The organism is Nocardia sp. NBC_01327, from assembly GCF_035958815.1.
Classification (GTDB): domain Bacteria; phylum Actinomycetota; class Actinomycetes; order Mycobacteriales; family Mycobacteriaceae; genus Nocardia.
On the sequence record NZ_CP108383.1, the window covers coordinates 6,481,587 to 6,505,672 of the forward strand.

24 protein-coding genes and 1 pseudogene are annotated in these 24,086 nt (G+C 66.1%); 11 read left to right on the plus strand and 14 right to left on the minus strand.

The genetic code is table 11. The features are described from left to right. Nucleotide 1 precedes the first annotated feature (1 nt). Nucleotides 2-1,159, minus strand: coding sequence for a serine hydrolase domain-containing protein (locus tag OG326_RS29850; protein ID WP_327140466.1), 1,158 nt, complete (start codon nt 1,157-1,159; stop codon nt 2-4). A gap of 99 nt (nt 1,160-1,258) precedes the next feature. Between OG326_RS29850 and OG326_RS29855 the strand changes: the two genes are divergently transcribed. Beyond that, complete coding sequence (locus tag OG326_RS29855; protein WP_327140467.1) at nt 1,259-2,197, plus strand: LysR family transcriptional regulator; 939 nt, start codon at nt 1,259-1,261, stop codon at nt 2,195-2,197. On the opposite strand, the gene OG326_RS29860 is transcribed toward OG326_RS29855, so the two are convergent. The 3 genes from OG326_RS29860 to OG326_RS29870 are packed head-to-tail and all read right to left on the minus strand — an operon-like array spanning nt 2,152 to nt 4,714. Further along, entirely contained in the window at nt 2,152-2,781 is a 630-nt protein-coding gene (locus OG326_RS29860; protein ID WP_327140468.1) for a non-oxidative hydroxyarylic acid decarboxylases subunit B, read from the minus strand. The genes OG326_RS29855 and OG326_RS29860 overlap by 46 nt on opposite strands. Beyond that, complete coding sequence (locus OG326_RS29865; protein WP_327140469.1) at nt 2,781-3,266, minus strand: hypothetical protein; 486 nt, start codon at nt 3,264-3,266, stop codon at nt 2,781-2,783. Before OG326_RS29865 ends, OG326_RS29860 begins: the two co-directional genes overlap by 1 nt. A 26-nt stretch (nt 3,267-3,292) precedes the next feature. Further along, the gene (locus tag OG326_RS29870; protein WP_327146617.1) at nt 3,293-4,714 is read right to left on the minus strand and encodes a UbiD family decarboxylase; all 1,422 of its coding nucleotides are present in this window, start codon (nt 4,712-4,714) and stop codon (nt 3,293-3,295) included. 181 nt (nt 4,715-4,895) lie between these two features. Between OG326_RS29870 and OG326_RS29875 the strand changes: the two genes are divergently transcribed. Next, entirely contained in the window at nt 4,896-5,423 is a 528-nt protein-coding gene (locus OG326_RS29875; protein WP_327140470.1) for a phenolic acid decarboxylase, read from the plus strand. Between the two features lie 115 nt (nt 5,424-5,538). After that, nucleotides 5,539-7,134 carry an oleate hydratase gene (locus tag OG326_RS29880; RefSeq protein WP_327140471.1) on the plus strand — a complete coding sequence of 532 codons (1,596 nt, stop codon included), beginning with the start codon at nt 5,539-5,541 and terminating at the stop codon, nt 7,132-7,134. A gap of 57 nt (nt 7,135-7,191) precedes the next feature. On the opposite strand, the gene OG326_RS29885 is transcribed toward OG326_RS29880, so the two are convergent. From OG326_RS29885 to OG326_RS29900, 5 genes and pseudogenes are all read right to left on the minus strand, one after another. Beyond that, on the minus strand, nt 7,192-7,905 hold the full coding sequence (locus OG326_RS29885; RefSeq protein ID WP_327140473.1) for a spermidine synthase: 714 nt from the start codon (nt 7,903-7,905) through the stop codon (nt 7,192-7,194). Between the two features lie 244 nt (nt 7,906-8,149). Next, nucleotides 8,150-9,067: pseudogene (locus tag OG326_RS43070) on the minus strand (serine/threonine-protein kinase); the annotation flags it as partial. A 100-nt stretch (nt 9,068-9,167) separates the two neighbouring features. Continuing rightward, entirely contained in the window at nt 9,168-10,490 is a 1,323-nt protein-coding gene (locus OG326_RS29890; protein ID WP_327140474.1) for a DUF2786 domain-containing protein, read from the minus strand. 60 nt (nt 10,491-10,550) lie between these two features. After that, nucleotides 10,551-10,697, minus strand: coding sequence for a DUF6307 family protein (locus tag OG326_RS29895; RefSeq protein WP_327140475.1), 147 nt, complete (start codon nt 10,695-10,697; stop codon nt 10,551-10,553). A 12-nt stretch (nt 10,698-10,709) separates the two neighbouring features. Continuing rightward, nucleotides 10,710-10,904, minus strand: a complete 195-nt coding sequence (locus OG326_RS29900; protein ID WP_327140476.1) for an RGCVC family protein — start codon at nt 10,902-10,904, stop codon at nt 10,710-10,712. 271 nt (nt 10,905-11,175) lie between these two features. On the opposite strand from OG326_RS29900, the gene OG326_RS29905 reads away from it, so the two are divergent. The 6 genes from OG326_RS29905 to OG326_RS29930 all read left to right on the plus strand — a co-directional run bounded on the left by OG326_RS29905 (nt 11,176) and on the right by OG326_RS29930 (nt 17,638). Then, on the plus strand, nt 11,176-12,363 hold the full coding sequence (locus tag OG326_RS29905; RefSeq protein WP_327140477.1) for an MFS transporter: 1,188 nt from the start codon (nt 11,176-11,178) through the stop codon (nt 12,361-12,363). Between the two features lie 51 nt (nt 12,364-12,414). Further along, nucleotides 12,415-13,287, plus strand: a complete 873-nt coding sequence (locus OG326_RS29910) for an NAD(P)-dependent oxidoreductase (protein ID WP_327140478.1) — start codon at nt 12,415-12,417, stop codon at nt 13,285-13,287. A gap of 114 nt (nt 13,288-13,401) precedes the next feature. Then, nucleotides 13,402-14,763: a glutamine synthetase family protein gene (locus tag OG326_RS29915; RefSeq protein ID WP_327140479.1), complete on the plus strand. Its 1,362-nt coding sequence runs from the start codon at nt 13,402-13,404 to the stop codon at nt 14,761-14,763. A gap of 16 nt (nt 14,764-14,779) precedes the next feature. Further along, nucleotides 14,780-15,481: a gamma-glutamyl-gamma-aminobutyrate hydrolase family protein gene (locus OG326_RS29920; RefSeq protein ID WP_442791063.1), complete on the plus strand. Its 702-nt coding sequence runs from the start codon at nt 14,780-14,782 to the stop codon at nt 15,479-15,481. 2 nt (nt 15,482-15,483) lie between these two features. Then, nucleotides 15,484-16,845, plus strand: coding sequence for an aldehyde dehydrogenase family protein (locus OG326_RS29925; RefSeq protein WP_327140481.1), 1,362 nt, complete (start codon nt 15,484-15,486; stop codon nt 16,843-16,845). A 25-nt stretch (nt 16,846-16,870) separates the two neighbouring features. After that, nucleotides 16,871-17,638 carry a 3-oxoacyl-ACP reductase gene (locus OG326_RS29930; RefSeq protein ID WP_327140482.1) on the plus strand — a complete coding sequence of 256 codons (768 nt, stop codon included), beginning with the start codon at nt 16,871-16,873 and terminating at the stop codon, nt 17,636-17,638. Nucleotides 17,639-17,645: 7 nt separating this feature from the next. On the opposite strand, the gene OG326_RS29935 is transcribed toward OG326_RS29930, so the two are convergent. The 4 genes from OG326_RS29935 to OG326_RS29950 all read right to left on the minus strand — a co-directional run bounded on the left by OG326_RS29935 (nt 17,646) and on the right by OG326_RS29950 (nt 22,403). After that, nucleotides 17,646-19,196, minus strand: a complete 1,551-nt coding sequence (locus OG326_RS29935) for an amino acid permease (protein WP_327140483.1) — start codon at nt 19,194-19,196, stop codon at nt 17,646-17,648. A gap of 111 nt (nt 19,197-19,307) precedes the next feature. Then, nucleotides 19,308-20,825 carry a vWA domain-containing protein gene (locus OG326_RS29940; RefSeq protein WP_327140484.1) on the minus strand — a complete coding sequence of 506 codons (1,518 nt, stop codon included), beginning with the start codon at nt 20,823-20,825 and terminating at the stop codon, nt 19,308-19,310. Between the two features lie 65 nt (nt 20,826-20,890). Beyond that, nucleotides 20,891-21,301 (minus strand): LapA family protein, encoded by a 411-nt coding sequence (locus tag OG326_RS29945; RefSeq protein WP_327140485.1) that lies wholly within the window; start codon nt 21,299-21,301, stop codon nt 20,891-20,893. Nucleotides 21,302-21,404: 103 nt separating this feature from the next. Beyond that, nucleotides 21,405-22,403, minus strand: a complete 999-nt coding sequence (locus OG326_RS29950) for an Lrp/AsnC family transcriptional regulator (protein WP_327140486.1) — start codon at nt 22,401-22,403, stop codon at nt 21,405-21,407. 152 nt (nt 22,404-22,555) lie between these two features. Here OG326_RS29950 and OG326_RS29955 point away from each other — a divergent pair, with 152 nt between their 5' ends. Next, entirely contained in the window at nt 22,556-22,870 is a 315-nt protein-coding gene (locus OG326_RS29955; protein WP_327140487.1) for an antibiotic biosynthesis monooxygenase family protein, read from the plus strand. Between the two features lie 59 nt (nt 22,871-22,929). After that, a complete protein-coding gene (locus OG326_RS29960) occupies nt 22,930-23,382 on the plus strand; it encodes a putative glycolipid-binding domain-containing protein (protein WP_327140488.1) in 453 nt (150 codons plus the stop codon). A 16-nt stretch (nt 23,383-23,398) separates the two neighbouring features. Here the strand turns inward: OG326_RS29960 and OG326_RS29965 are convergent, their stop codons facing one another. Next, nucleotides 23,399-24,055: a TetR/AcrR family transcriptional regulator gene (locus tag OG326_RS29965; protein WP_327140489.1), complete on the minus strand. Its 657-nt coding sequence runs from the start codon at nt 24,053-24,055 to the stop codon at nt 23,399-23,401. Nucleotides 24,056-24,086 lie beyond the last annotated feature (31 nt).

The following is a 24,086-nucleotide window of genomic DNA, read 5'->3' on the forward strand; positions in this document are numbered from 1 at the left end:
TTCAGGAGGCCGCGCAGATCGCCGCATCGAATACGTGCTGCTGTGCGGCCGCCGTGGCCGGGTCGGAGGCGCGCAGGTTGGCCAGCACGGTCACCGCGCGGCCGTCCGCGGTCACCCCGTCGTAAGTCCGGAAGCCGGGGATGGAACCGCCGTGGCCCCACACCTGCGCACCGCACGGCACCGACAGCCGCGCGAGGCCGAGACCGTAATCGATGCCCTCGCGATTGGTGAGCGGCTGCGGATCGCTCCGCATTTCGGCCAGTTGCGCCGGCTGCAGCAGCTTTCCGGTCAGGAGTGCGGTGAAGAACCGGTTCACCTCGCTGCCGGTGGAGACCATCGCTCCGGCCGAGCCCGCCCAGGAGGTCTCCAATCGGGTGAGGTCGGTGCGCTGACCGTCGATGATCTCGTAGCCCTGCGCATGCGGATCGCGCAGCTCGATCTCACCCGGTGCGGGAATGTAGGTGGCTTTCAGCCCGAGGGGTTCGATGATGCGCCGGGTGATCTCGTCCGCGAAGGGTTTTCCGGTGATCCGCTCGACCAGCATGCCGACGATCAGATAGTTGGTATTGCTGTACTCGGCCTTCTCCCCCGGCGGGAAGTGCGCGGGCATGGTGCTCAGTGCGCTGTGCACCAGCGCGGCGGAGTCGAAGCGCTGCTTCAGCATTGCCTCGTAATCCCCGTCCAGCTCCGGCAATTCGAGATAGTCGGGCAGTCCGCTGGTGTGCTGCATGAGATTTCGCACGGTGATCCGATTGCCGTCGATACCGCCGCCCTGCACCACACCGGGGAGATACCGCTCGATCGGGGCCTCCAGATCCACGGTGCCCGCGGCCACCAGCTGCATCATCACCGTGGCTACGAAAGCCTTGGTATTACTGCCGATTCGGACCCGGGCAGCGTCGGGAAAGGGCGCGCCGGTCGCGATATTCCCCACCCCCGAGGCAGCGGTCCAGTCCTTCCCCTGCTCGGTGACCACCACCTGGATACCCGGCGTTCCGGCCGCGACCGCCGCATCCAGTGCGCGCTGCACCTCGGCTCGCCCGGCATCGGACAGCGGCTGCCGCGGCGTCGAATCCGCCCGCGGCGTACATGCGGTCAGCGCGCACACCAGCGCCACTCCACCCGCCACGATCCGCCCGGCGCTCAGCATCGAAGTCATACCCGCAGACTCACACGCCCGCACCGGTCCGCACATCGCTCGCAGGTCCCACGCCTACCCCGAGAATCCCCCGAGTCCGCCGTTCGCTAGACATGGACCATGGACCTGCGCCAGCTGCACTACTTCATCGCCGTCGTCGAGACCGGCACCTTCACCGGTGCGGCAGCGCGCGTGCATGTGGCCCAGTCCGGTGTCAGCGCCCAGATCAAGGCGCTGGAACATGAACTGGGCCAACCGCTTTTCGAGCGTCGCCCGCGCACGGTGGTCCTCACCGCCGCGGGCGATGCGCTGCTGCCGCACGCACGGGCCGCGCTGGCGGCACTCGACGCCGGTCGCGGCGCGATCGACGCGCTGACCGGACTGCTGCGCGGCCATGTGGCGGTCGGCAGTATCAGCTCGATCTCCCCGCGCAGTATCGATCTGCCCGAAACCCTCGCGTCCTTCCATCGCGCGCATCCCGGCGTCGATATCTCCTTGATCGAAGACAGTGCGGCGGGACTGGTCCGGCGCCTGCGCGAGGGTGTCCTCGATGTCGCGTTCACCAGCCTCATCGACGAAACCGTGACGGGACTGCACACCCGGGAATTGCATCGGGAGCGTGTGGTGGCGGTACTGCTGCCGTCCGATCCGCTGGCGCTCGAGGCGGCACTTCCCCTGTCCGTGCTGAGTGACCGGCCGCTGATCGCCCTCCCCGAGGGTTCGGGGCTGCGCTGGCAGCTGGATCGGGCGCTGGCCAAGGCCGGTGTTCGCGCGCGCATCGCGTTCGAGGCGGGCAGCCCCGATATTCTCGTCATGATGGTGGAGAAGGGTCTCGGCATGGCCCTGGTTCCGGAATCGGCTCTCGCACACAATGATCGAGTGGTGAGCGTACCGGTGCCCGAACTCCCGGCGGGGCGGCTCGGCATCATCTGGCTCGAGGCCGTCGCCGCCCGGCCCGCCGCCCGGGCGTTCATCGAGCACACCGCCGCGCTGGCATCGAAGCGCCCGGCCGCTCAGCGCCCGGGCAGTGCGGCAACGCCGTCCGCGGCGCGTTCCTGACGGGCCGCATCCAGTCCGCGCCACCGCTTCGCCTGCGGCGCATCGAGATCGAACTGGTCGAGAATCCGGGTCACCACGTGATCGACCAGGTCGTCGATGGTTTCGGGGCGGTTGTAGAACGCCGGCATCGGCGGCACGATGCGCGCACCCATCCGGCTCAGCGCGAGCATATTCTCGAGATGGATCTCATTGAGCGGCGTCTCGCGGGGCACCAGGATCAGGCGGCGGCGTTCCTTGAGCACCACATCCGCGGCGCGGCAGATGAGGTTGTCCGCCTGCCCGTACCGAACTGCGGAGAGCGTGCGCATACTGCACGGCACGATGATCATCCCGGCTGTCCGGAATGATCCCGACGAAATCGCCGCGCCCTGTTCGCCCAGCTTGTAGGAGACATCGCCCAGCGCCGCGACCTCACGGACCGTATAGGGCGTCTCCATCTCGATATTGGATCTCGCCCAGGTGCTCATCACGAGATGTGTTTCTATTTCCGGCATTTCACGCAGGGTCTGCAAGAGACGCACGGCGTACGGTGCACCACTGGCCCCGGTGATGCCGACGATGATGCGCTGTACCGATTCGGCCACTATTCCCCCTTCCGGGCGGCCCGGCCGGCTTCCAGCCGGGCGAATACCATGGCGCTGCGCGCCCAGTTCTCTTCCTCGACGAGGTCTGCGGAAGTACGAAATGTCAATGGCCGCATGGCGATACCGATGTCGTCACGCTTGTGCTCGGCCAGCGCGAACTCACAGCCGAGAACATCCTCGAAGATCACCGAGGCCACCAGTCCCAGCTTGAGGTGGTGACAGACCGTACCGTCCACGGCGAGCAATGCCGCGGTACCCGATCGCAGCAGATTCGCCCGGGTACGGCTGCTCGCCACCGCGGCCAGCAGCGTTTCGCCGCCGACCGCGGGCTCGAGTTCCGAGCGCGAGAGCAGGGCGCTGTGCGGGAACCCGTCCGCATCGACCGAGAGAAATGGAAATGCCTGCTCACAGGCTCCGACAGTGGGGAATCCACGCAGCAGCGCGGAGATTTCGTCCGGAATCGTCATGACCATTCGGCCTTTCATCGATCGGTACGGGACGGCGATCGGCGCTACAGCGGTAGCGTGGCCTTCCACTTCTCGCGGATCTCGGCCCGGTACGGTTCCCCGAAACGGTTCGCGCGCGGGTAGGAATCCTTCCAGGCGAACGGTTTACACGCGTCGATGAGCACGATCCCCATCGACATATCCCCGGCCGCGCGCTTGGCCGGTGAGAGCCGCGGATCGATCGCGGTGGTCGGAGCCCGGAGGATATGCATCGATTCCGACGGATCCACCCGGGTGAAGATCGCCCACAGCACATGATTGATATCGGTGATGTCGATATCCTCGTCGACCACCACGAAATAGCGTTCCATGCCACCGGTCCGCTTACGACCGGCCGCCGCCAGCAGCGCGTGCATCGCATCGCCCGCACCGGTCTGCTCGACCGAGATGACCATCATCAACTGCCGCGCGTACGCCCACACGCCTCGAATGTTCTGCACGCCCGAGGCTTCCAGGTGATCCCAGGTGACCGATGCGGAATACAGCGGCACCGCCTGATCGCCGGCCGGAACCGTCGGAATCATCGGCGGCGCACCGAGAATGATCGGATCATTCCGGTGCATGATCCGGTTCACCCGCACCACGGTCTCCTGCCCGGCATGGGTGAAATAGCCCGTCCACTCCCCGAAGGGGCCCTCGAGCATCGATTCCTCTGCGACCGGCGGCATCTCACCCAGGATGACGATCTCCGCATGCGCGGGAATCGGCAGATCCGAGCCCGGGGCGTACAGCACCTCCACCGCTTGACCGCGCAGGCCACCGGCCACGTCGTACTCCGAAACCCCTTCGGGTGCAGCGATTGCGGCCACCGTGGACAGGATCGGATCCGACCCGACGACAATAGCGATCGGGCACGCTTCGCCCCGATCCCAGTACTTCTGCGCGATCGCACGCGCATGCCGGTTACCCAGCATCCACAGCGACAGGCGGTCCCTGCCCTGCACACAGCCCCGGTAGGTACCGACATTCACCCATCCGGTATCCGGATCGCGGGTGATGACCATACAGGCGGTCCCGATATACCGGCCACCGTCCCCGTCGTGCCAGCGCGGTGTCGGGAACACGGTCAGATCGACATCGTCTCCCGCCATGACGTTTTCGAGCACCGATCCGGTCGGCACCACCACCGGCGGGATCGGCTCGATCGCCCTGCTCAGTTCTTTCCACGCCCGGATGATCTCCATTTTCGGTGTGTCCGAAGGCAATCCGAGCGCGACCGCACACCGCTGCGCGGTGCCCATGAAATTGGCGAACACCCGATAGCCCGGCGGATAGCCCGGAATATTGTCGAACAGCAGCGCCGGTCCCTCCGCTTCGGCGAGAAGCTCTGTGAGAGCGCCGATTTCGAGGTCCCAGTGCGCGCCGTCGATCACCCGCACCTCCTCCTTACCCAGTGTGTCGGTGAGATTGTCGATGTAATGCCGCAGATCGCGAAACAAAGTCATGACCCCACTCTGCGAGCAGCCTTGCCATCTGTCCAATAGCTGGTTCTGCTACCTGCCATCACAAATGAATATGGTGGGCACTTCCCCGCGAATACCGGTCCGAGTCATTAGGCTGGTAAAAGCCCAGGTCCCGAACGCGCAGGTCGACCGAGAGGATCTATCGATGAGTGCTGGCCCCACCATCTCGAATGCCGCGTTCACCGGTGATCTGACCGGGATTCTCGGCAAGCACGTGATCTACGTGTATGAGAACGGCTGGAAGTACGAGCTCTACGTGCGCAATGCGGAGACCATCGAATCCCGGTGCCTGATGGGCCCGATGTTCGGCCGGTGGTCCAAGAACCAGGCGGCGAAGATCATCCAGCTCAGCGACGACCTGTACAAACTGGCCTGGGTGGAGCCGACGGGCACGACCACCGTCATCATCGTGTATCTCACGGGCCGCCAGGTGCACACCAGCATTTCGTACCCGCAGTGGATGCTCGACTATCCCGAGAGCACCCTCACCCGCTACGAGGACAATCTGGACGAGATCATCGCCGCCCGCGATCTCGGACCGACCTACCCGCTGACCCTCGTCTCCTCGGCCGGGCGCATCACCTACCTGGAAACCCGAGAGCAGGAAGACGATTCCGTCATCGACGGCCCGCCCGGCAAACTTCCACTGGGCTATGCCGACCGAACGAATTGATCGAGGGCTGTACGGCCCGGCCCGAATTGATTAGGGTCGAAATTACCGGCGTCTCCGGTGCAACGCTCATCGATAGAAACCCTGACAGTGATAGATATCCTGAAAGAGGTTGATCATGGCGAAGGCGTACCTGGTGGGAAGCGGAATCGCGTCACTCTCCGCGGCGGCATTCTTGATTCGCGACGGCGGTTTCGCCGGTTCCGATATCGTCATTCTGGAAGAGCAGGGCCGCGAGGGCGGCAGTCTGGACGCGGCGGGCTCGCCGGAGACCGGTTACACCATGCGCGGTGGCCGCATGTTCGAGATCCACTTCGATTGCACCTATGACCTGCTGCGTTCCATCCCCTCACTGGACAACCCCGCCGTCTCGGTCACCGATGACACCTTCGCCTTCCACAAGGATTTCGCCTGGGACGACCATGCCCGCCTGGTCGATGCGGCCGGTGAACCGATCGACGCGCATTCCATGGGATTCACCGAACGCGACCGGCTCGAACTCGTCAAATGTGTTGCCACCCCGGAGCAGATGCTCGACGGCAAACGCATCACCGACTGTTTCAGCCCCGAATTCTTCACCACCAATTTCTGGTGGATGTGGTGCACGACCTTCGCATTCGAACCGTGGCATTCCGCGATCGAGTTCCGCCGCTATCTCAATCGATTCGTGCACCTGTTCAAGACCTTCGACTCCATGTCCGGGATCTACCGGACCAAGTACAACCAGTTCGACTCGATCGTGCGGCCCATGCTGAAGTGGCTCACCGAGCAGGGTGTCACCATCCGGCTCGGGGCACGGGTCACCGATGTGCGCCTGGCCGGCGGCGATGCGCTGACCGCCGAGGCGCTCACCGTGACCAGCGGCGGCAAGACCGAGGAGATCAAGGTCGGCGCCGGCGATCTGGTCATGGTCACCAACGGTTCCATGACGGCCGACTCGACGCTCGGCGCCACCGATAAAGCCCCTGTCCTGGATACTTCCGGCTCGGCGGGCGCCTGGCAGCTGTGGCGCACGCTGGCCGCGAAACGCCCGGGCCTGGGCAGGCCGGAGGTATTCGATTCCTCGATCACCGATTCCACCTGGGAATCGTTCACGGTGACCACCAAGGACCCGACCTTCTTCGCCGAGATGGAGAAGTTCAGCGGCAGCGAGGCGGGCAAGGGCGGCCTGATCACCTTCAAGGATTCCAACTGGCTGCTGACCATCGTGCTGAACCACCAGCCGCACTTCCGGGAGCAGCCTTCGGACACCTTCGTCTGGTGGGGCTACGCCCTGTTCCCGGACAAGGCCGGCAATCACGTCCAGAAGCCGATGTCCGCCTGCACCGGCGCCGAAATCCTGCAGGAAGCGTTGTCGCACTTGACCATCGACAATCGCGAACAGATCATGAAGAACTCCATCGTGATTCCGGCGATCATGCCCTACATCACGAGTCAGTTCCTGGTCCGCTCACACGGCGACCGCCCCGATGTGGTTCCGGCGGGCTCGACCAACCTCGCTTTCATCGGCCAGTACGCCGAAGTCCCCGATGATGTCGTCTTCACGGTCGAATACTCCGTCCGCACCGCCCAGGTCGCCGTGGCCACGCTGCTGGGACTCGATACCCAGCCCAAGCCGGTCTACAAGGGCAGCCACAATCCGAAGGTCCTCATCGAGGCACTGGAAACGCTGCACCGCCACGGCAATAAAACGACCGCCCACGCCGGCAGCTGATACCGGCGGGACGTTCGAGGCAGTGCCGCCGCCGGCGGGCATAGGCCGCGGCACTGCCTACTTGGTCGCGAGATAGACCGTGTTCGACGACTGTCCCCTGGTCAGCGGGTTGTCGAAGAACACCTGCCGAGCCTCGATATCGGTGAAAACGGTATCGAGGATCGCGCAGAACTCGTCGTCCGGCGGATCGTCGGACCACAGCGCGAAGGTTCCGCCCGGGGCGAGATATGCGGAAAGCGCCTGCAATCCGGCCCGGGTGTAGAAGCCCGCATGCGGTTGATGCAGCACGTGCCGCGGCGAGTGATCGATATCCAGCAGCACCGCATCGTAGGTCCGGCCCGGCAGCGCCGGATCGAACCCGACCGCACCCACGGCCGCGGCGAAGAAGTCCGCACACACCAGCGCAACCCGCTGATCACCGGCCAAACCGGCGGTATCGGGCAGCAGATCCCGCTCATGCCAATCGATGACCGCGTCCGAGTATTCGATAACGGTGAGCGTCCGGACCCGCGGATCCGCCAAAGCTGTTCGCGCGGTGTATCCCAGCCCGAGCCCGCCGACAATCACGTCCAGCCGCTCCCCCGGCGTCCGTGCCAGCCCGAGCCGCGCCAATTCCTCTTCGGCAACGGTGAACAGGCTCGACATGAGGTATTCGTCCCCCAGCTTGACCTCGTACACATCCGCCCGCACTCCCGGATCGAACCGCCGCCGCAAACTGATCTCGCCCATCGGCGTCAGCCGCCAGCCCAACTCCTCGAACCGTGCGCTCATCGCACGACGATAGACCAGGTCTCAGCTGCGGAACGCGACGTGCACGGGCGACATCCCATTCCAGCGGTGGCCGCCGGAACCCGGGATCCGACCTCAGCGGTTCGGCCCGGCGCACAATCTGGGTGGCTGCGCGGTGCTGGGACTGTCCGGCGTGCGCCGCTGCCGCGACCTCGGCGACCGGAACCGGCGCCGCCTCGGCGGACTCTTCCGCAGCCGGTGCGGCGAGCATTGCCCGCGCCTGCGAAATACTCGGTCGCGCAGCGGGATCCTTGTCCAGGAGGCTGGTGATCAGTGCGGCGATGCCACCGGCGTACTTCGGCGCCGGAGCGCGGTCGAACACCACCGCCGCCAGGGTCGCGGGCAAAGCCGAACGGAGAAAAGGGGATCGGCCTTCGATCGCGTGATAGAGCGTGACGCCCAGCGAGAACAGGTCACCGGCGCCCCCGTGGCCCACGCCTCGAATGCGCTCGGGAGCCATGTATTCGGCCGAACCGGTGACCGCCCCGCACTCGGCGAACGCATCCTCGGACAGGTGTGCCGCGGTGCCGAAGTCGGTGAGCAGCACCTCGCCGGTATCGGTCAGTAATACATTGGCGGGCTTGATATCTCGATGCACCACGCCCGCGTCGTGCGCGGCGGCGAGAGCATCCAGCATGGCCCTGGCGACAGCGGTGGTTTCCTCCACCGTGAGGCGGCCCTGTTCCTCGATGCGCTGCTGTAGCGACTGCCCGCGCACCAGGCGCATCACAATCCAGGGCATCCGGTCCTGTACGACAACATCGTGCACCGTCACGATATTCGGGTGATCGCGCAACCGCGCCGCGGTGCGGGCCTCATGCTCGGCGAGGGAAAGCCGTTCGGCTCTTTCCACATTCGAGGCCGTCGGCGGCAGGCAGACCTCCTTGACGGCCACGTCCACACCCAGCAGCGCGTCGCGCGCCTTCCACACGCGGCCGAAGCCGCCCGCCCCCAGCAGTTCGATCAGCCGGTATCGTCCCGCCAGCACCGAGCCCGGCCGGTTCTCCGTGCGCACACCGTCCCCGTCGCACGCGGCGACCGGGTGGCGAGAGATCGTGTTCCTCATCAGGTTTTCCCAACTCCGTCGGGCTTGTTTGGAGACACCTCTCATACTTCGCGTGCGAGCACCCGCAGGAAACCTCATTGTCCCGATTTGCGCAGTTCATTCCCCCTATACGTCAATTCCTGACCGGAAGGAACGGACAACATCCGGATCCGGACCGGAACCCGCAGCGGGAGAGCGCCTATCGATCGAGCGATCGGCGGGCGTCGAGGCGGGCGCGGTCGGCGGCGGCACGACCGGCCTCCCAGCCTTCCGCGCTGCGGATGGAGACGCCGCGGGTGCGGGCTTGCGGAAACAGCGTGTCGAAGGCGGCGTCGACCGCGATCTGATGTGAGGCCAGCACCGGCAGCAGCCGTTCCGGCTCCACCGATTCCGCGATGGTCGCCGCGGTGGCCGCCTCCAGTCGCTCGCCGATGCGGGAGGCATAGGCGACCAGGAAGGACTTCCGGAAGGTGCGGCTGCGCGCCTCATCGCTGCGCGTGTCCGTATTACCGCTGGCGATCATCGCCCTGGTGGCCTGCACCAGCAGTGAGGTGGACAGCAGTTCGACCGCCTCCAGGTCTCCGTCATCGCCGACGATGGTCATGAAGCCCCACGCCGAGGCGAAGATCGCGCGGCTGCGATTGGCCTTGGCGACCACATCGATCAGCAGCGCCTTCGCGTCCACGTAGGGGGTTTCGAGCCAAATGCGCCGCGCCCCAGGCAGATCGGGGACCGAGGCGCCGGCATCGACCAGCACCCGATCGAGTGCGTACTTGGTCATCAACTCCTGCGCCTTGGCCGAAAGCGCCTCGGCCTCTTCCGGAAAGGAGGTCGATTCGGCCTTGGCGAGCAGACCTCGGACCCGGCCGAGCACCTTCTCATCGATGTGATGGGGCACCTCGGCATGCGGGCGCGCGGTGCCGGGCAACTGCCGGATGAGTTCCAGCTTCGGCAGCAGAATCAACAGTGCGAGCGCCTCGATGACGGTGGTGAGCGCCTCGGCGGTGGTCAGCATATGTTTGGCCGCCCATTGGGCCAGATGTGATGTCGAATCCGACCACCAGATGTCCGCGGCGAGTTCGCGGAGTTGCCCGAGCCAGGTCTCGTCGACGGTGGCGGGTGCGAACGGGCGGATGTAGGCGGCCATCACATCGATCAGGAAGCTGATGGCGAAGGTGTCGACCCGGCGCTGCGCGGCCTGGTGGATGTCGGCGGGCAGCCAGCCGTTCTGGAAGGCCCTGGTGATGATGTGCTGCCCGGCCAGGTGCGCGCCCAGTTCCACCTCGTGAACCGGCAGACCGCTGCCCGCGAGCGCGACGGCGAAGCGTTTGGCCACTACGGAATCGCCCTTCGGCGACTTACTGCGCGCACCGCTCTGCGCCGAATCCATGGCGGTGGTCATGATCGCATCGGCTATATCGGCCGCGGTGACATTCCCCGAATCGGGCGCCGTCCAGAAATCGGACCCACCCTGCCGCGCCTGCTGCTTGGCCGCCCGATGCTTGCGATTCGGCTTACCCACGACCACCGACCATATTTCACCGAGGCCCCGGGGCCTCGGCAGGGGCGTTGAACGCTGCGGTCAGCGCACTTTCTCGGGGATCGTGTCGAGAGCGTGCAGCACATGCACCGCGAGTGCGTTCGCGGTCTTCTCATCGAGCTTGGAATGCTTCCGAACGGTGTCGCTGACCCGCTGGACCCGATTCTCATAAGGTGATTTAGTGGTCATTGCCTTGCTTTCCTATCGCCGGTAGTAGGTCTTCTCGTGCTCGGCCGGGAGAACGCAGACGCATCCTCTGTCCAGCCCGCTCGTCGCGGTCGCGGAGCAAAACCTGACTCCGACGCCGGCGTGCGCTTCCAGATCGTGCGGGCATGCCGCACAGGAGAATTCGAGCGGCGCAACGTCGATGGGGGTGACCTGTTCGTTGGACGACAACTGCCTCACCTCTTTGGTAGGTCTACGCCGTAGACATACGGTGCAGACACCTCCAAGCTACACCCAATGCCGCCGGCGCCGGTGCCTGCCCTGGTTCGACAGCGGGCGCGGGTGCTGTGATTCTGGAATCTCTGTGCTCGCGGAAGAACCGGGCACGGCGGCTTCGAAGAGAAAACGGGATGTCATGGACCGTGAGGGTTTGGCGGTAGTACCTGAAGCCGCTCCGACCGAACAACTTCGGTCCGCCGGCCGGACGAATGCTTTCCGAGCCTTGCGATCACAACCTTTCCGGTGGTATTTCGCCGGTCAGATCGCCTCTGCCAGTGGCACTTTCGTCCAGACGACCGCAGTCGGCTGGCTGGTGCTGCGGCTGACCGGTTCACCGGCATCGCTGGGCCTGGTACTGGCGGCGGGCGGGCTGCCGCCCCTGCTGCTGGGGCCGTGGGGCGGCGTTGTCGCCGATCGGGTGGATCTGCGGCGGCTGCTGATCGGCACCCAGATCGCCTCCGGCCTGCTCGCCGCGGCGCTGTGGGCGGCCGCGGCGGCCGGGCATGCGTCCGTGCCTCTGGTCATCGCGGTGACCATGGCGGGCGGGGTGGTGCAGATCGTCGATGCTCCGGCGCGCCAGGCGTTTGTCGCCCGGCTGGTGCCGCCCGCGGATCTGGCCAGCGCGGCCAGCGTCAATGGCATCGTGATGAACAGCGCCCGAGTGGTCGGTCCCGCCCTGGCGGGCGTACTGATCGCGACGATCGGCACCACACCGTGTTTCGCGGTGAACGCCGTGTCCTACCTCGCGGTGGTCGGTGCGCTGCTGGCCATCAAGCCGCTCGATACTCCGGCGCGGGCCGCGGTGAAAGCCGGCGGAGTCCTGGCCGGAATACGTTATGCCCGTACCCGCCAACAGCTTTGGCTGCCGCTCACCATGATGGCCCTGGTCGGGTTGCTGGCCTTCAATTTCGCGGTGCTGCTGCCCGTTCTGGCCGAGCAGACCTTCCACGGCTCCGGCGGCACCTACGGCTTGATGTCCACCATGCTCAGCATCGGATCGGTCGCCGGGTCACTGGCCGTCGGACTGGTCCGTCATCCCCGCCGAACCTATCTGGTCGCGGCATCACTGGCTTTCGGCCTCAGCCTGGTCGCCACCGCCGCGGCCCCGAATCTGCTCACCGCCTGCGCCGCCCTGGTGATCACCGGCATTGCCGCCTTCTGCTTCGTCACCCTGGCTTCCACTGCCCTGCAACTGCATTCGGACCCCGCCTACCGCGGCCGCATTATGGCCCTGTGGGTGTTCGTCTACCTCGGCACCACCCCGATCGGCAGCGTGATCACCGGCTGGATCTGTGATTCCGCGGGCCCCCGCGCCGCGCTCCTCGTCGGCGCTGCCGCCTGCCTCGGCGCCGCGGCCATCGCCGCCCGGGTACACACGCCGCCACATCCGGACGCCGAGCAAGACAGTTGAGTTCAGATTCAAGATCATCTTCGGTAACCACGACTCGGTAGGGTGCGGCGGGTGGCGAAGATTGCGTTTCTGGGCGCGGGTCGGATGGGGCTGGGGATGGCCGCGCGCATGGTGGCCGCCGGGCATGAGGTGACCGTGTTCAATCGGTCGCCGGAGAAGGCGGCGGAACTGGTTGCGGGCGGGGCCGTCCTGGCGACCACGCCGCGGCTGGCAGTGGCGCGGGCCGAGGCGGTATTCGCGATGGTGGCCGATGACGACGCCTCGCGCGCGGTCTGGCTCGGGGAGGACGGGGCGCTGGCCGGGGACATGGAACCCGGCGCGTTCGCGGTCGAATGCTCGACCATCTCCCGGCCGTGGGTGCTGGAATTGGCGAAACATGCCGCAGCACAGGGCTTCCGGTACCTCGACTCACCGGTCACCGGGCTGCCGGAGGCCGCCGCGGCAGGCGCGCTGACACTGTTCGTCGGCGCGGGTACCGCCGATCTCGAAGCCGCTCGTCCGCTGTTGAACCCCCTGTGCACCACCATTGTTCACTTCGGCGAGGTCGGCGCCGGTACCGCGTACAAACTCGTGCAGAATCTGCTCGGCTCCGTCCAGATCGCCGCGACCGCCGAGGCGCTGCGCATCGCCGAACTCGCGGGGCTGGACCTGACCACCGTCGTCGATACGCTCGCCACCAGCGGCGCCGCCAGCCCCACGGTGGTGCGCGTCAGTCGCCTGATGCTCGACGGCGTGCACGATCGCGATATCGCTTTCACGGCTGCGCTGCGGCTGAAGGACACTCGCATCGGAGTCGAACTGGCCGATACCGTGCACGCTCCGGCCGCCCTCGGGCACACCGCCCTCGATATCTTCACCCGGCTCATCGACGCGGGCCACGGCGATCTCAACGAGACCAAGGTGATCGACCTCCTGCGGGAGTGAAGTCCCGTCCGCGCGGCACCTCGCCCATGATGGGGGCGATCTCCTTGCGTGTTCGGGCACGCGCGAGGCCCCGGTTCGCTTAGCGTGATCACGTTGATGCCGAGAGGGGTCGTAATGCGTGCCGGAATGCTCAGTGTCGCGGATTTGGTGCAGCAGGTCGAGGCGGGGACGCTCGACACCGTCCTGGTCGCCATGACGGATATGCAGGGGCGGTTGCAGGGGAAACGTTGTTCGGCAAGATATTTCGTCGAAGAGGTGCTCGATCAGGCGACCGAGGCCTGCGACTATCTGCTTGCGGTGGATGTCGAGATGACGACGGTCGAGGGCTACGCGATGTCCTCGTGGGACACCGGGTACGGCGATTTCGTGCTGCGCCCCGATCTCGGCACGCTGCGGCTGGTGCCGTGGCTGCCGGGGACCGCGCTGGTGCTGTGCGATGTGGAGCAGGTGGATCCGGCGGGCACGCCCGTGGTGGCCTCACCGCGCCAGGTGCTGCGCGCGCAGCTGGATCGGCTGACCGCGCACGGATTGCGGGCCTATGCCGGGACGGAACTCGAATTCCTGGTTTTCGACGACACTTACGAGGCGGCGTTCCGCGGCGGCTACCGCGATCTCACCCCCGCCAACCAGTACAACGTCGACTATTCGATGCTCGGCACCTCCCGCATCGAACCGCTGCTGCGGCGCATTCGCAACGAGATGTCCGGTGCGGGCATGTATGTCGAGTCGGCGAAGGGCGAATGCAATCCGGGGCAGCACGAGATCGCGTTCCGCTACGACGAGGCGCTGGTGACGTGCGATAACCACAGCATCTACAAGACCGGGGCCAAGGAGATCGCCGCACAGGAGGGCCGCAGCCTCACCTTCATGGCGAAATACAATGAGCGTGAAGGCAATTCGTGCCACATTCACCTCAGCCTGCGCAATGAGGCGGGTGAGCCGGTCTTCGCCGACAGCACGGGCCGCGAGTCCACGCTCATGCGGCACTTCCTCGCCGGGCAGCTGGACTGCCTGCGGGAGCTGACCTATATGCTCGCCCCGAATATCAACTCCTACAAGCGGTTCCAGGCGGGCAGCTTCGCGCCCACCGCACTGGCCTGGGGACGGGACAACCGCACCTGCGCGCTGCGGGTGGTCGGTCACGGGCCGTCGCTGCGGTTCGAGAACCGGGTGCCGGGCGGGGATGTGAATCCGTATCTCGCCGTGGCCGCCACCATCGCCGCCGGATTGCACGGTATCGAGCGGCAGCTGCCGCTGGAGCCGGAGTTCCACGGCAATGCCTACCGCTCGCACCGGCCCCGGGTGCCGCACAACCTGCGCGACGCCGCCCAGTTGTTCGGCGACAGTAAGATCGCGCAGGCGGCCTTCGGCGAAGACGTGGTGCTGCACTACCGGAATGCGGCGCAGGTCGAGCTCGACGCCTACGACGCCGCGGTGACCGATTGGGAGCGCGTGCGTGGATTCGAACGACTCTGAGGTGGTGCGGCGGCCGATCATCGGGCTGCCCACGTATGCCGAGCGGACGCGGTTCGGCACCTGGGATGTCGACAGCGCGGTGCTGCCGCTCAGCTATGTCGATATGACGGCGCGGGCCGGCGGGCAGCCGGTACTGCTCCCGCCCACCGGAACTCCCGGCCCGCAATTGCTGGAGCGGCTGGACGGACTGGTGCTGACCGGCGGCGCCGATATCGACCCGGCACGCTACGGCGCGCCGCCGCATTCCGAGACTCGCGCCACCCGACCGGACCGCGACGAATCCGAATTCGCGCTCTTCGAGCTGGCCCGGGCGGCGGGGATACCGGTGCTGGCTATCTGCCGGGGACTGCAATTGGTGAATGTCGCGCTGGGCGGCACACTGCTGCAACACCTTCCGGACGTGCTCGGGCACACCGGCCACAGCGGCGGCCCAGGTTCCTTCTCGGTCACCACCATCCGGACCGTCGCGGGCAGCACGGTGGCGGACATCGCCGGCGCCGAGGTGCAGGCGCACTGCCACCATCATCAAGCCATCGACACGCTGGCCTCCGGTCTCACCGCGACGGCACACGCGACGGACGGCACCATCGAAGCAGCGGAGACGAGCGGCGGACCGTTTCTGGTCGGCGTGCAATGGCATCCGGAAGCGAATGCGACCGACCACCGGCTCATGCGGGCCCTGGTGGAGCAGGCGGCACTGTACGGAAAGGAGCGCTGACGGTGACAACAACCCAGGTCGTCAACCCTGCGACCGAAAAGGTCGTGGCGACAGTGGAATTGGCCGATGAGGCCGCGGCCGATGCCGCTATCGCCCGGGCGCAGCGGGCCGCGCCGGGCTGGCGGGATGTCGCACCGGGAGATCGGGCGCGGCTCCTGCGCCGATTCGCCGAGGCCGTGGACGCCGATCTCGAGAACCTGGCACAGCTGGAAGTGGCCAATGCGGGGCACACCATCGGCAATGCGCGCTGGGAGGCGGGCAATGTCCGCGATGTGCTGCACTACAGCGCCGGACTGCCGGAACGCTTGCTGGGCAATCAGATTCCGGTCGCCGGCGGTGTCGACATCACCTTCCACGAACCGCTGGGGGTTGTCGGAATCATCGTGCCGTGGAACTTCCCCATGCCGATCGCGGCGTGGGGCTTCGGGCCCGCGCTTGCCGCCGGCAATACGGTGGTGTTGAAACCGGCCGACCTCACGCCGCTCACCGCCATCAGGCTCGGTGAGCTCGCACTGCAGGCGGGATTGCCGGAGAACGTCTTTCAGGTGATTCCGGGCAGGGGTTCCATTGTCGGGGCGCGGTTCGTCACCCATCCCGCGGTGCGCAAGGTGGTGTTCACCGGGTCCACCGAGGTGGGCCGGCAGATCATGGCGGGCTGCGCCGAGCAGGTGAAGCGGGTGACGCTCGAATTGGGCGGCAAGAGCGCCAATATCGTGTTCGCCGACTCGGATCTGGAGAAAGCCGCCGCCACGGCGCCTTACGGCGTATTCGACAATGCCGGTCAGGACTGCTGCGCGCGGTCACGGATTCTGGTGCAGCGCAGTGTCTTCGATCGATTCCTGGAACTGCTGGAACCGGCGGTGCAGGGCGTGAAGGTCGGCGACCCCGCCGACGAGGCCACCGAAATGGGGCCGCTGATCTCATCGGCGCACCGCGAGCGGGTCGCCGGATTCCTGGAGCCGTCGACGAAGGTGGCGTTCACCGGGACACAGGTGGACGGACCCGGATTCTGGTTCCCGCCGACCGTGGTGCTGCCCTCCGGCGCCGATGACCGGGTCTTGACCGAGGAAGTGTTCGGGCCGGTGGTGGCGGTGCTGCCGTTCGACGATGAGGCCGACGCCCTGCGCATCGCGAACGACAGCGAATACGGCCTGTCCGGGTCCATCTGGACCTCCGATGTCGGCCGGGCGCTGCGGGTGGCCCGGGGCGTCGAGGCCGGGAATCTGTCGGTGAATTCCCACTCCTCCGTACGGTATTGGACGCCGTTCGGGGGCTACAAACAATCCGGACTCGGCCGCGAACTCGGACCCGATGCGGCCCGCGCCTTCACCGAGACCAAGAACGTCTTCATCGCCACCGAGTAGTACCTGCCATCCGATCAGAGGAGATATGTTGCAGCGCTTACAGGATCGAGTAGCGGTCGTCACCGGCGGCGGCAGCGGCATCGGCCTCGCCACCGTCAAGCGTTTCGCCCAGGAGGGCGCGAAAGTTGTTGTCGCCGATATCGATGCCACGTCCGGCGAGGCCGCGGCGGCGGCGGTCGGCGGGCTGTACGTGAAGGTCGATGTCACCGAGGAGGCTCAGGTCGAGGCGCTGTTCCAGACGGCGGTCGATACCTACGGCGGCCTGGATATCGCCTTCAATAATGCGGGTATCTCACCGCCGGACGACGATTCGATTCTCACCACCGGAATCGAGGCCTGGCGGCGCGTACAGGAGGTGAATCTGACCTCGGTCTACCTGTGCAGCAAGTACGCCATCGGGCATATGCTCGAGCGCGGTAAGGGGTCGGTCATCAATACCGCGTCCTTTGTGGCGGTCATGGGTGCGGCCACCTCGCAGATCTCCTACACCGCGTCCAAGGGCGGTGTGCTGGCCATGAGCCGTGAGCTCGGAGTGCAGTTCGCGCGCCAGGGAATTCGCGTCAATGCCCTGTGCCCCGGGCCGGTGAACACACCGCTGCTGCAGGAATTGTTCGCCAAGGATCCGGAGCGCGCCGCTCGCCGGCTGGTCCACATTCCCACCGGGCGTTTTGCCGAGCCGGAGGAAATCGCCGCTGCCGTGGCGTTTCTCGCCAGCGACGATTCCTCCTTCATCACGGCCTCACAGTTCCTCGTGGACGGCGGAATCTCCGGCGCCTACGTGACCCCGCTGTAGCACCCGTTCAGGCGCCGACGGGGGCTTCGGCCTCCGGCGGCTCCGGAACATTGCGTTTGGGGCCGGTGAACCATTTCCGGGCGGAGACGAACCACCAGACGGCAATGGCCCCGACCACGCCGACCAGGGTGATGGGCGCGTAATTGACTGCGTTCCAGGTGAATCCATCGACCCACGGATAGCCGTGGTCATCGGTGGGCAGAATGAACAGCAGGCTGATGAAGACGATCCAGATGATCGCAATCACCCCGATCGGGCGATACCAGCGGCCGAGTTGCCAAGGGCCGGTGTGGAATCGGCTGCCGTGCAGCTGGCGCAGCAGGATCGGTATGCCGTAGGCGATATAGAGGCCGATGGTGGCGACGGAGGTGGCCGCCGCATACGCCGTCGGGGCATTGACCGCGGGCACCAGCATCGACGGAATCAGCAGTATGAAGGCGAAGACCGAGATGAACAGGACCGCGTTCACCGGAACCCGCCGCGCCGAAAGCTTCGACCAGAGCGCCGATCCCGGCACCGCGCCGTCGCGGGCGAAGGCGTACAGCATGCGGGAGGCCGAGGTCACCGAGGCATATCCGCAGAACAGCTGCGCGGCGGCGGCGATGATCAACAGCAGGCCGGACCAGAACGAGTTGAGCGAGTTCTGCAGGATGTAGATGACCGGGTAGCCGCTGTTCTTGGTCGGATCGAGTGAATCGTCGAGATTCGGAATCGCGAAGGTCACCGCCATGATCAGCAGGTAACCGGCGATCGCCGAGACGACGATGGTATTGATGATCCCCTTCGCCGCCGTCCGGGACGCGTCGTGCGTCTCCTCCGACATATGCGCCGAGGCGTCGTAACCGGTGAAGGTGTACTGCGCGTGCAGCAGACCCAGCAGGAAGCTGAAGGCGACGCCACCGAATCCGACCGCGCTGTTGTCCACGGTCTTGGTGAAGACGAACCCGACGCTCTGATGGTGTTGCGCACCGATTCCGAGCACCAGCACGAAGACCGCGACACCACCCACATGCCACCAGGCGGAGACATTGTTGATGACGGCGGACAGGTGCGGGCCGATGGCGTTCAGCACCGCGTGCAGCACCAGAATGGCGGCGAACACCAAAAAGATTGCGGTGCGGTCGGTTCCGATGTCGAGGCCGATCACATTGAGCACCACGGTGGTGAAAATGGCTGCGCCGTAATCGATTGCGGCGGTGACCGCGATCTGCCCGATAAGATTGAACCAGCCGGTGAACCAGCCCCAGATGGGCCCGCCCAGCTCCGAGGCCCACCAGTACAGCCCGCCGGAAGTCGGGTAGGCCGAGGCCAATTCGGCCATGGCCAGCCCCACGAACAGCACCATCACCGAGACCAGGGGCCAGCCCCACGCCATGGTGATGGGTCCGCCGTTGGCGAGCCCGATGCCGTAACTGGCGAGCCCGCCGGTCAGGATCGAGACAACGGTGAAACTGATGGCGAAATTGGAGAATCCGGACCAGGATCGAGCCAGGTCCTGTTTATAGCCGAGCTCGGCCAGCCTGCGTTCGTCGTCGGATTGGTGCTGAATTTCGGTCATGCGCACTCCCGAGTGAAAAACGCCGCCCTCACAGCGTTTACCAGGAGCTCAGTGTGAGGTAAACCGGGGTAGACCGCAGCGCAACCCGGAAAACTCGGCCGATCAGTATGGTCAGCGCAGAATGTTCGCCGCCTGCGCGGCGCGCACCCAGCCGGGGAATTCATTCAGCAGCTGGGCATACAGCTGGGCGTCGGTCATGCGGTCGATATCACCGACGGCGAAGAAGCCCGCATTGTCGACTACGCGCCCGTCGAGAGTGTCGAGCTCGTGCAGGATGCCGAATCCGCTGTGGCCGAGACCGATGAACTGCCAGAACACCGGGTACCTGGAGGCGTCCCGCATCAGGGCGGCGATCTGGGTCCGCTTGGAGAAGCCGCCGTCGGTGAAGAACAGCACGAGAGTCGGTGCGTCGCCGGGGCGTAGCGACTTCAGGACCTCCGTCATGATCGGCAGCTCGTCATTGACGCCGCCGATCTTGCTGTAGTTGATGCCGCCGTGCTTGCCCGACATATGAATGAAGGTCTCGCACCAGGCGTCGGCATCGGCAACCGTGACATTGGGCAGTTTGGCGAAGCTCTTGCCGTACAGGTAGGGCTCGAGCTGGCCGTCGTCATCGAGCTGTGTCGCCACCGGAACCATGCGTTCCACCACCCGATGCACCACGCCCGAGGCGTACTCCCGCGACATGCTCCCGGTCTTGTCGATCACCAGGATGACGCGTGCACGAATACCGTTGGCGCCCTTGGTGAGCAATACCTTCGCGACCTCTTGCTTACGCATGTTCAGCGTCTGCCGCTTCTCCAGCGACAACTTCTCCTCCCCCGGCACCGACCGCACCTGCGGCTGTTGCGAGGAGGGCGGGAACGGCGGCTGCTGGTGAAACCCTTGCGGCTGAGGCTGGAACTGCGGCGGCGGAGCCGACTGGAACTGCTGCGGCGGGGCCGGTTGAAACTGTTGCGGCGGAGGCGGAGCCGGCTGGTATTGCTGCGGCGGAGCCGACTGGAACTGCTGGGGTGGCGGCGGAGGTGACTGGTACTGCTGCGGCGGCGGCATGGGCGGCTGGAACTGTTGCGGCGGGGGCGGCGGCTGGAACTGCGGTTGCGGTGCGGGTGTCACCTCATCGTCGACCCGCACACCGTGATCGGTCACCAGCGCGGCAAACCCACCGGCGTATCCCTGGCCGACCGCGCGCACCTTCCAATCACCCACGCGCCGATACAGTTCCAGCGCGATCACAATGGATTCACTGGTCAGCCCGTCGATCCGGTACGCGTACAACGGGTTTCCCGCGGTATCGGAGACATAGGCGATCGGCGCCGGAATGGCGCCGAAACTACTGCCCGCTCCGTCGAGGGTGATGACGGCTCGGATCTGCGCGATATCGGCCGGGATCGCCGCCGGCGACACCCGCAGCGAGGCAAGCTGCCCGGGAGCGCCCGGCTGCAGATTGACGCCGGGCCCGCTGGGCTGGTTGAAGAAGACGAAATCCGCATCGGATCGCACCTTCCCGCTCTCGGTGACCAGGAGCGCGGAAAGGTCGGCAGGCGCGGCGATCTGAACCCAGATCACCACATCGCCGACTGTCAGCGGCCCGTTCTGGCCCTTCATCAGGTTCGTAATCGCCGTCATCATGACCCATTTCGCTTCGCCCGGCCGGGCTCAACCGTACGACACCCCACCGGCGCTCGCCAGGTCTAGTCGTGCAGGGCACCGGGTTTGTGACCGCGGGCCAGGCGCGTGAACGCGGTGCGCAGCTGGATGATCCGCACTCCCCCGGCAATCGCCATCACCAGCAGCCCGACTACGGCCGCCACCAGAATGGTGACACCGATCGGCAGCGCGAAATGCCATCCCAGGAACCCGATTCGGGTGCTGGTCGTGTTCTGAACCACGAATATCAGCAACACCACCAGGAATACGCCGCCGGCGCTCAAGCTCGCCCACACGCTCCCGGCTCTCGTCCGTTTGACCCGAGCCGGCGGGGTGGTTTCGATCGGCGGCGTTGTTTCGATCGGGTGCACCGGTTCCAGGGGCGGCGCCTGCTCCCTCGGCATCGGCTCCGGCACATTCTGCACATACGACTCGTCGTGGCCTGCAGGGTTCACGATGACCTCCTCAGCTCTTCCGACGCCAGACACGCGGTATGCCGCCCCGAGTCCGCGGTCTCGGGACAGGCGTCTGTAGTCGGATTGCCCCGGAAATCGACAATCAATCCCGCGCTGTGCCGGGGTCGACGAGCCGCCCGTCTGCGATGAGCCCACCGGATTGTTTGACCATGCGCGCCAGCGGCACAACCTCCATGGAAACGATGGCGTCGAGGGTGCCCGCGTCCGCGGTCATGAATGCGTAGAGGTGCGACAGGTCGCGGCAGGCGACCGATGCCATCAGGTTGTGGCGGCCCGACAAGGCGGCGGCAAATCCCACCTCCGGAAGCCGGGCGAGCGCCTCGCCGACCTCGTGCAGGCGGGCCGGGGTGACGGCGAAATAGATCTGGGCCCCGACGGTGATGCCGAAAACCTCGTGCGCCAGATCAAGATCGATGATGAGGGTCCGGCTCTGCCTCAGCACGGCCAAACGCCGGGCCGCCCGCCCCTCGCTGATTCCGGCGGCCTCCGCCAGCTGCGCGGTGGTAGCGCGACCGTCGGCCGCCAGCACGCCGAAAAACGCAGAGTCGCACGGCTCGAGCGGAATCGGCGCCGCCTCGCCCTCGGCCACCTCTTCGGCCGTGAGCAGCGTGATCTCCTCGGCGGTGAGCGCCCCGCCGAACGAGGACCAGCCACGAGAGCTCAGTCCCCGGAAGATGTGCAGTACCACCGCGGCCTCGATATCGAGCACCTGCGCCGAGCGTGGCAGCAGTCGTGTCAGCAGCAGATCACGCCGCTCCGCCGACAGCGATCGAACCGAGAACGAGACCTCCGAACCGGCGGCTGTCACTGCCACCCAGGCAATATCGTCGCGTGCCGCGAGCGCCGTCGCCAGCGACTCCGACGCATCCGGCCGGCAGCGGACCCGCACCTGCCAGAACTGGTACCCGACCGCCATCGGATTGACCATGCCGAAGATGCGCACAATCCCCGCCCGGCGCAGCCTGCGGTAGCGGCGGGCAGCCGTCCGCTCATGGACCCCGACCACCTCCGCGAGCCTGGCGAAACTTGCCCGCGGCGCCAGTTGCAGGGCACGCACGAGCCGCAGATCGTCGAGCTCCATCGAACCCCCTCGTGCCGGATTCCTTCATCTCTAGCCATATTTTGCGACAGAAAGCCACACCGCAGCCAGTTTCAGCGCCTCCGGCGAATCACCGCCCGTCTACAACTGTGGTCACTTCAACCGTGCTCACCTCACACGCCAGGAGCGTCATCGTGAACATCATTCCCACCGAGAACCCGGGCCTGTTCGTACTGATCGTGCTCACCGTCCGGCCCGAGAACCAGCAGGCGCTGATCGACACCATCGGATCGGCGGGCGATCCGGCAGCAGTGCCGGGGCTGCGCTCGATCAGTCTGCTCCGCAGCCTCGACGGCACACAGGTGATCAACCACATGCACTGGGCAGGCAGAGCGGAATTCGAGGAGGCCCGCGCCCACCTTCCCGTGATCGAAAAGACCCGAGCCGCAGCACAACAGCTCGTCGAGCATGCCACCACCAACCTCTACGAGGTGGCCGCCCACTTCTGACGCGCACGACCGCTGGTTTTCGACGCTGTCACGCACATGAGATCGGTAGTCTCAGGGGCGTGCGAACATTCGTCTGGCAGGGGATCGATGAGCCGCGCATGGAGATCGTCCAGGTGGAGAGCCTCGATCGCGCTCGCGGCACGCAGATCGGGTTGGTCTACGAATTGCGCTGGCAGCTCGACGGTTCGGAGCTGATCGTCGATATCGGTGACGGGCCGGTCCGGCACAGCCTCGAGGGGGCCGACTTCTTCGATGTGCAGCATGCGGTGTTCTTCAATTCGCTGCCCGTGCTGCGCGACGGACTGCTGCTGCCGGATGCCACGCCGCGGGACTACACCATGCGGTATGTCGATGTTCCGCAACTGACCTCGCGCCTCGCCGCGCAGCGCTACCAGCCGCGCGGCAAGGGTGTGGTCGGCTTCAGTTCCGGCGATTACAGCGCCGATATCGAATTCGACGGGGACGGGTTCGTGACGGACTATCAGGATTACGTACGCCGACTGCACCCGTAATTCGTCCTGAGAAGTCCTATTTGTCGACGGCGGCTTCTCTGCGGGCGAAGGCATCCGCGTGGTCGAGGCTGAAGGTGGACACCAGACGCACTGTGTGATCGACGATTTCGGCGGCGGTGCAATCGAGTAAGCCGGATTGCCAGGCGGTGATGAGTTCCACGAAGCCGCCCACGCCGATGATCGCGTCCATGTGGAGTGCGCGTTCGTCGGCGGCAGGGCCGAGAACGCGAAGGGCGCCGGCCACCACGAGACCGGCGGTGAGGCGCATGGCGTTCACTCGGCACGCTTCGAGGGCGGGACTGCCGGCGTGGTGCAGCAGCAGAATTCTGCTGTAGGCGGGGTCGGCGGACATACGGTCGGTGACGACTGTTGCTGCGATGCGGACGATTTCGGGCAGCGGGCGGTCGAGATTGTCCTCGAAGGCGGTGGCGAGGGCTTCGAGCATATCGTCGCGAACGGTTTCCCAGGCCGCCCCGAGCAGTTCGTCGCGATCGGTGAACGTCTCGTAGAAGTAGCGGTCGTTGAGGGAGGTGCGGGCGCACACCGCGCGGATCGTGACTGCGGGCCAGCCGTTTTCGCGCCAGATCTCCAGGGCGGCGGTGATCAGCCGCTGCCTGCGCTCGGTACGGCGCTCCACGGCGCTGCGCCCGCCCCACGTCTTCGGTGTCGACACTGTTCCATCTTGACAAGGTCGGGGGCCGCTC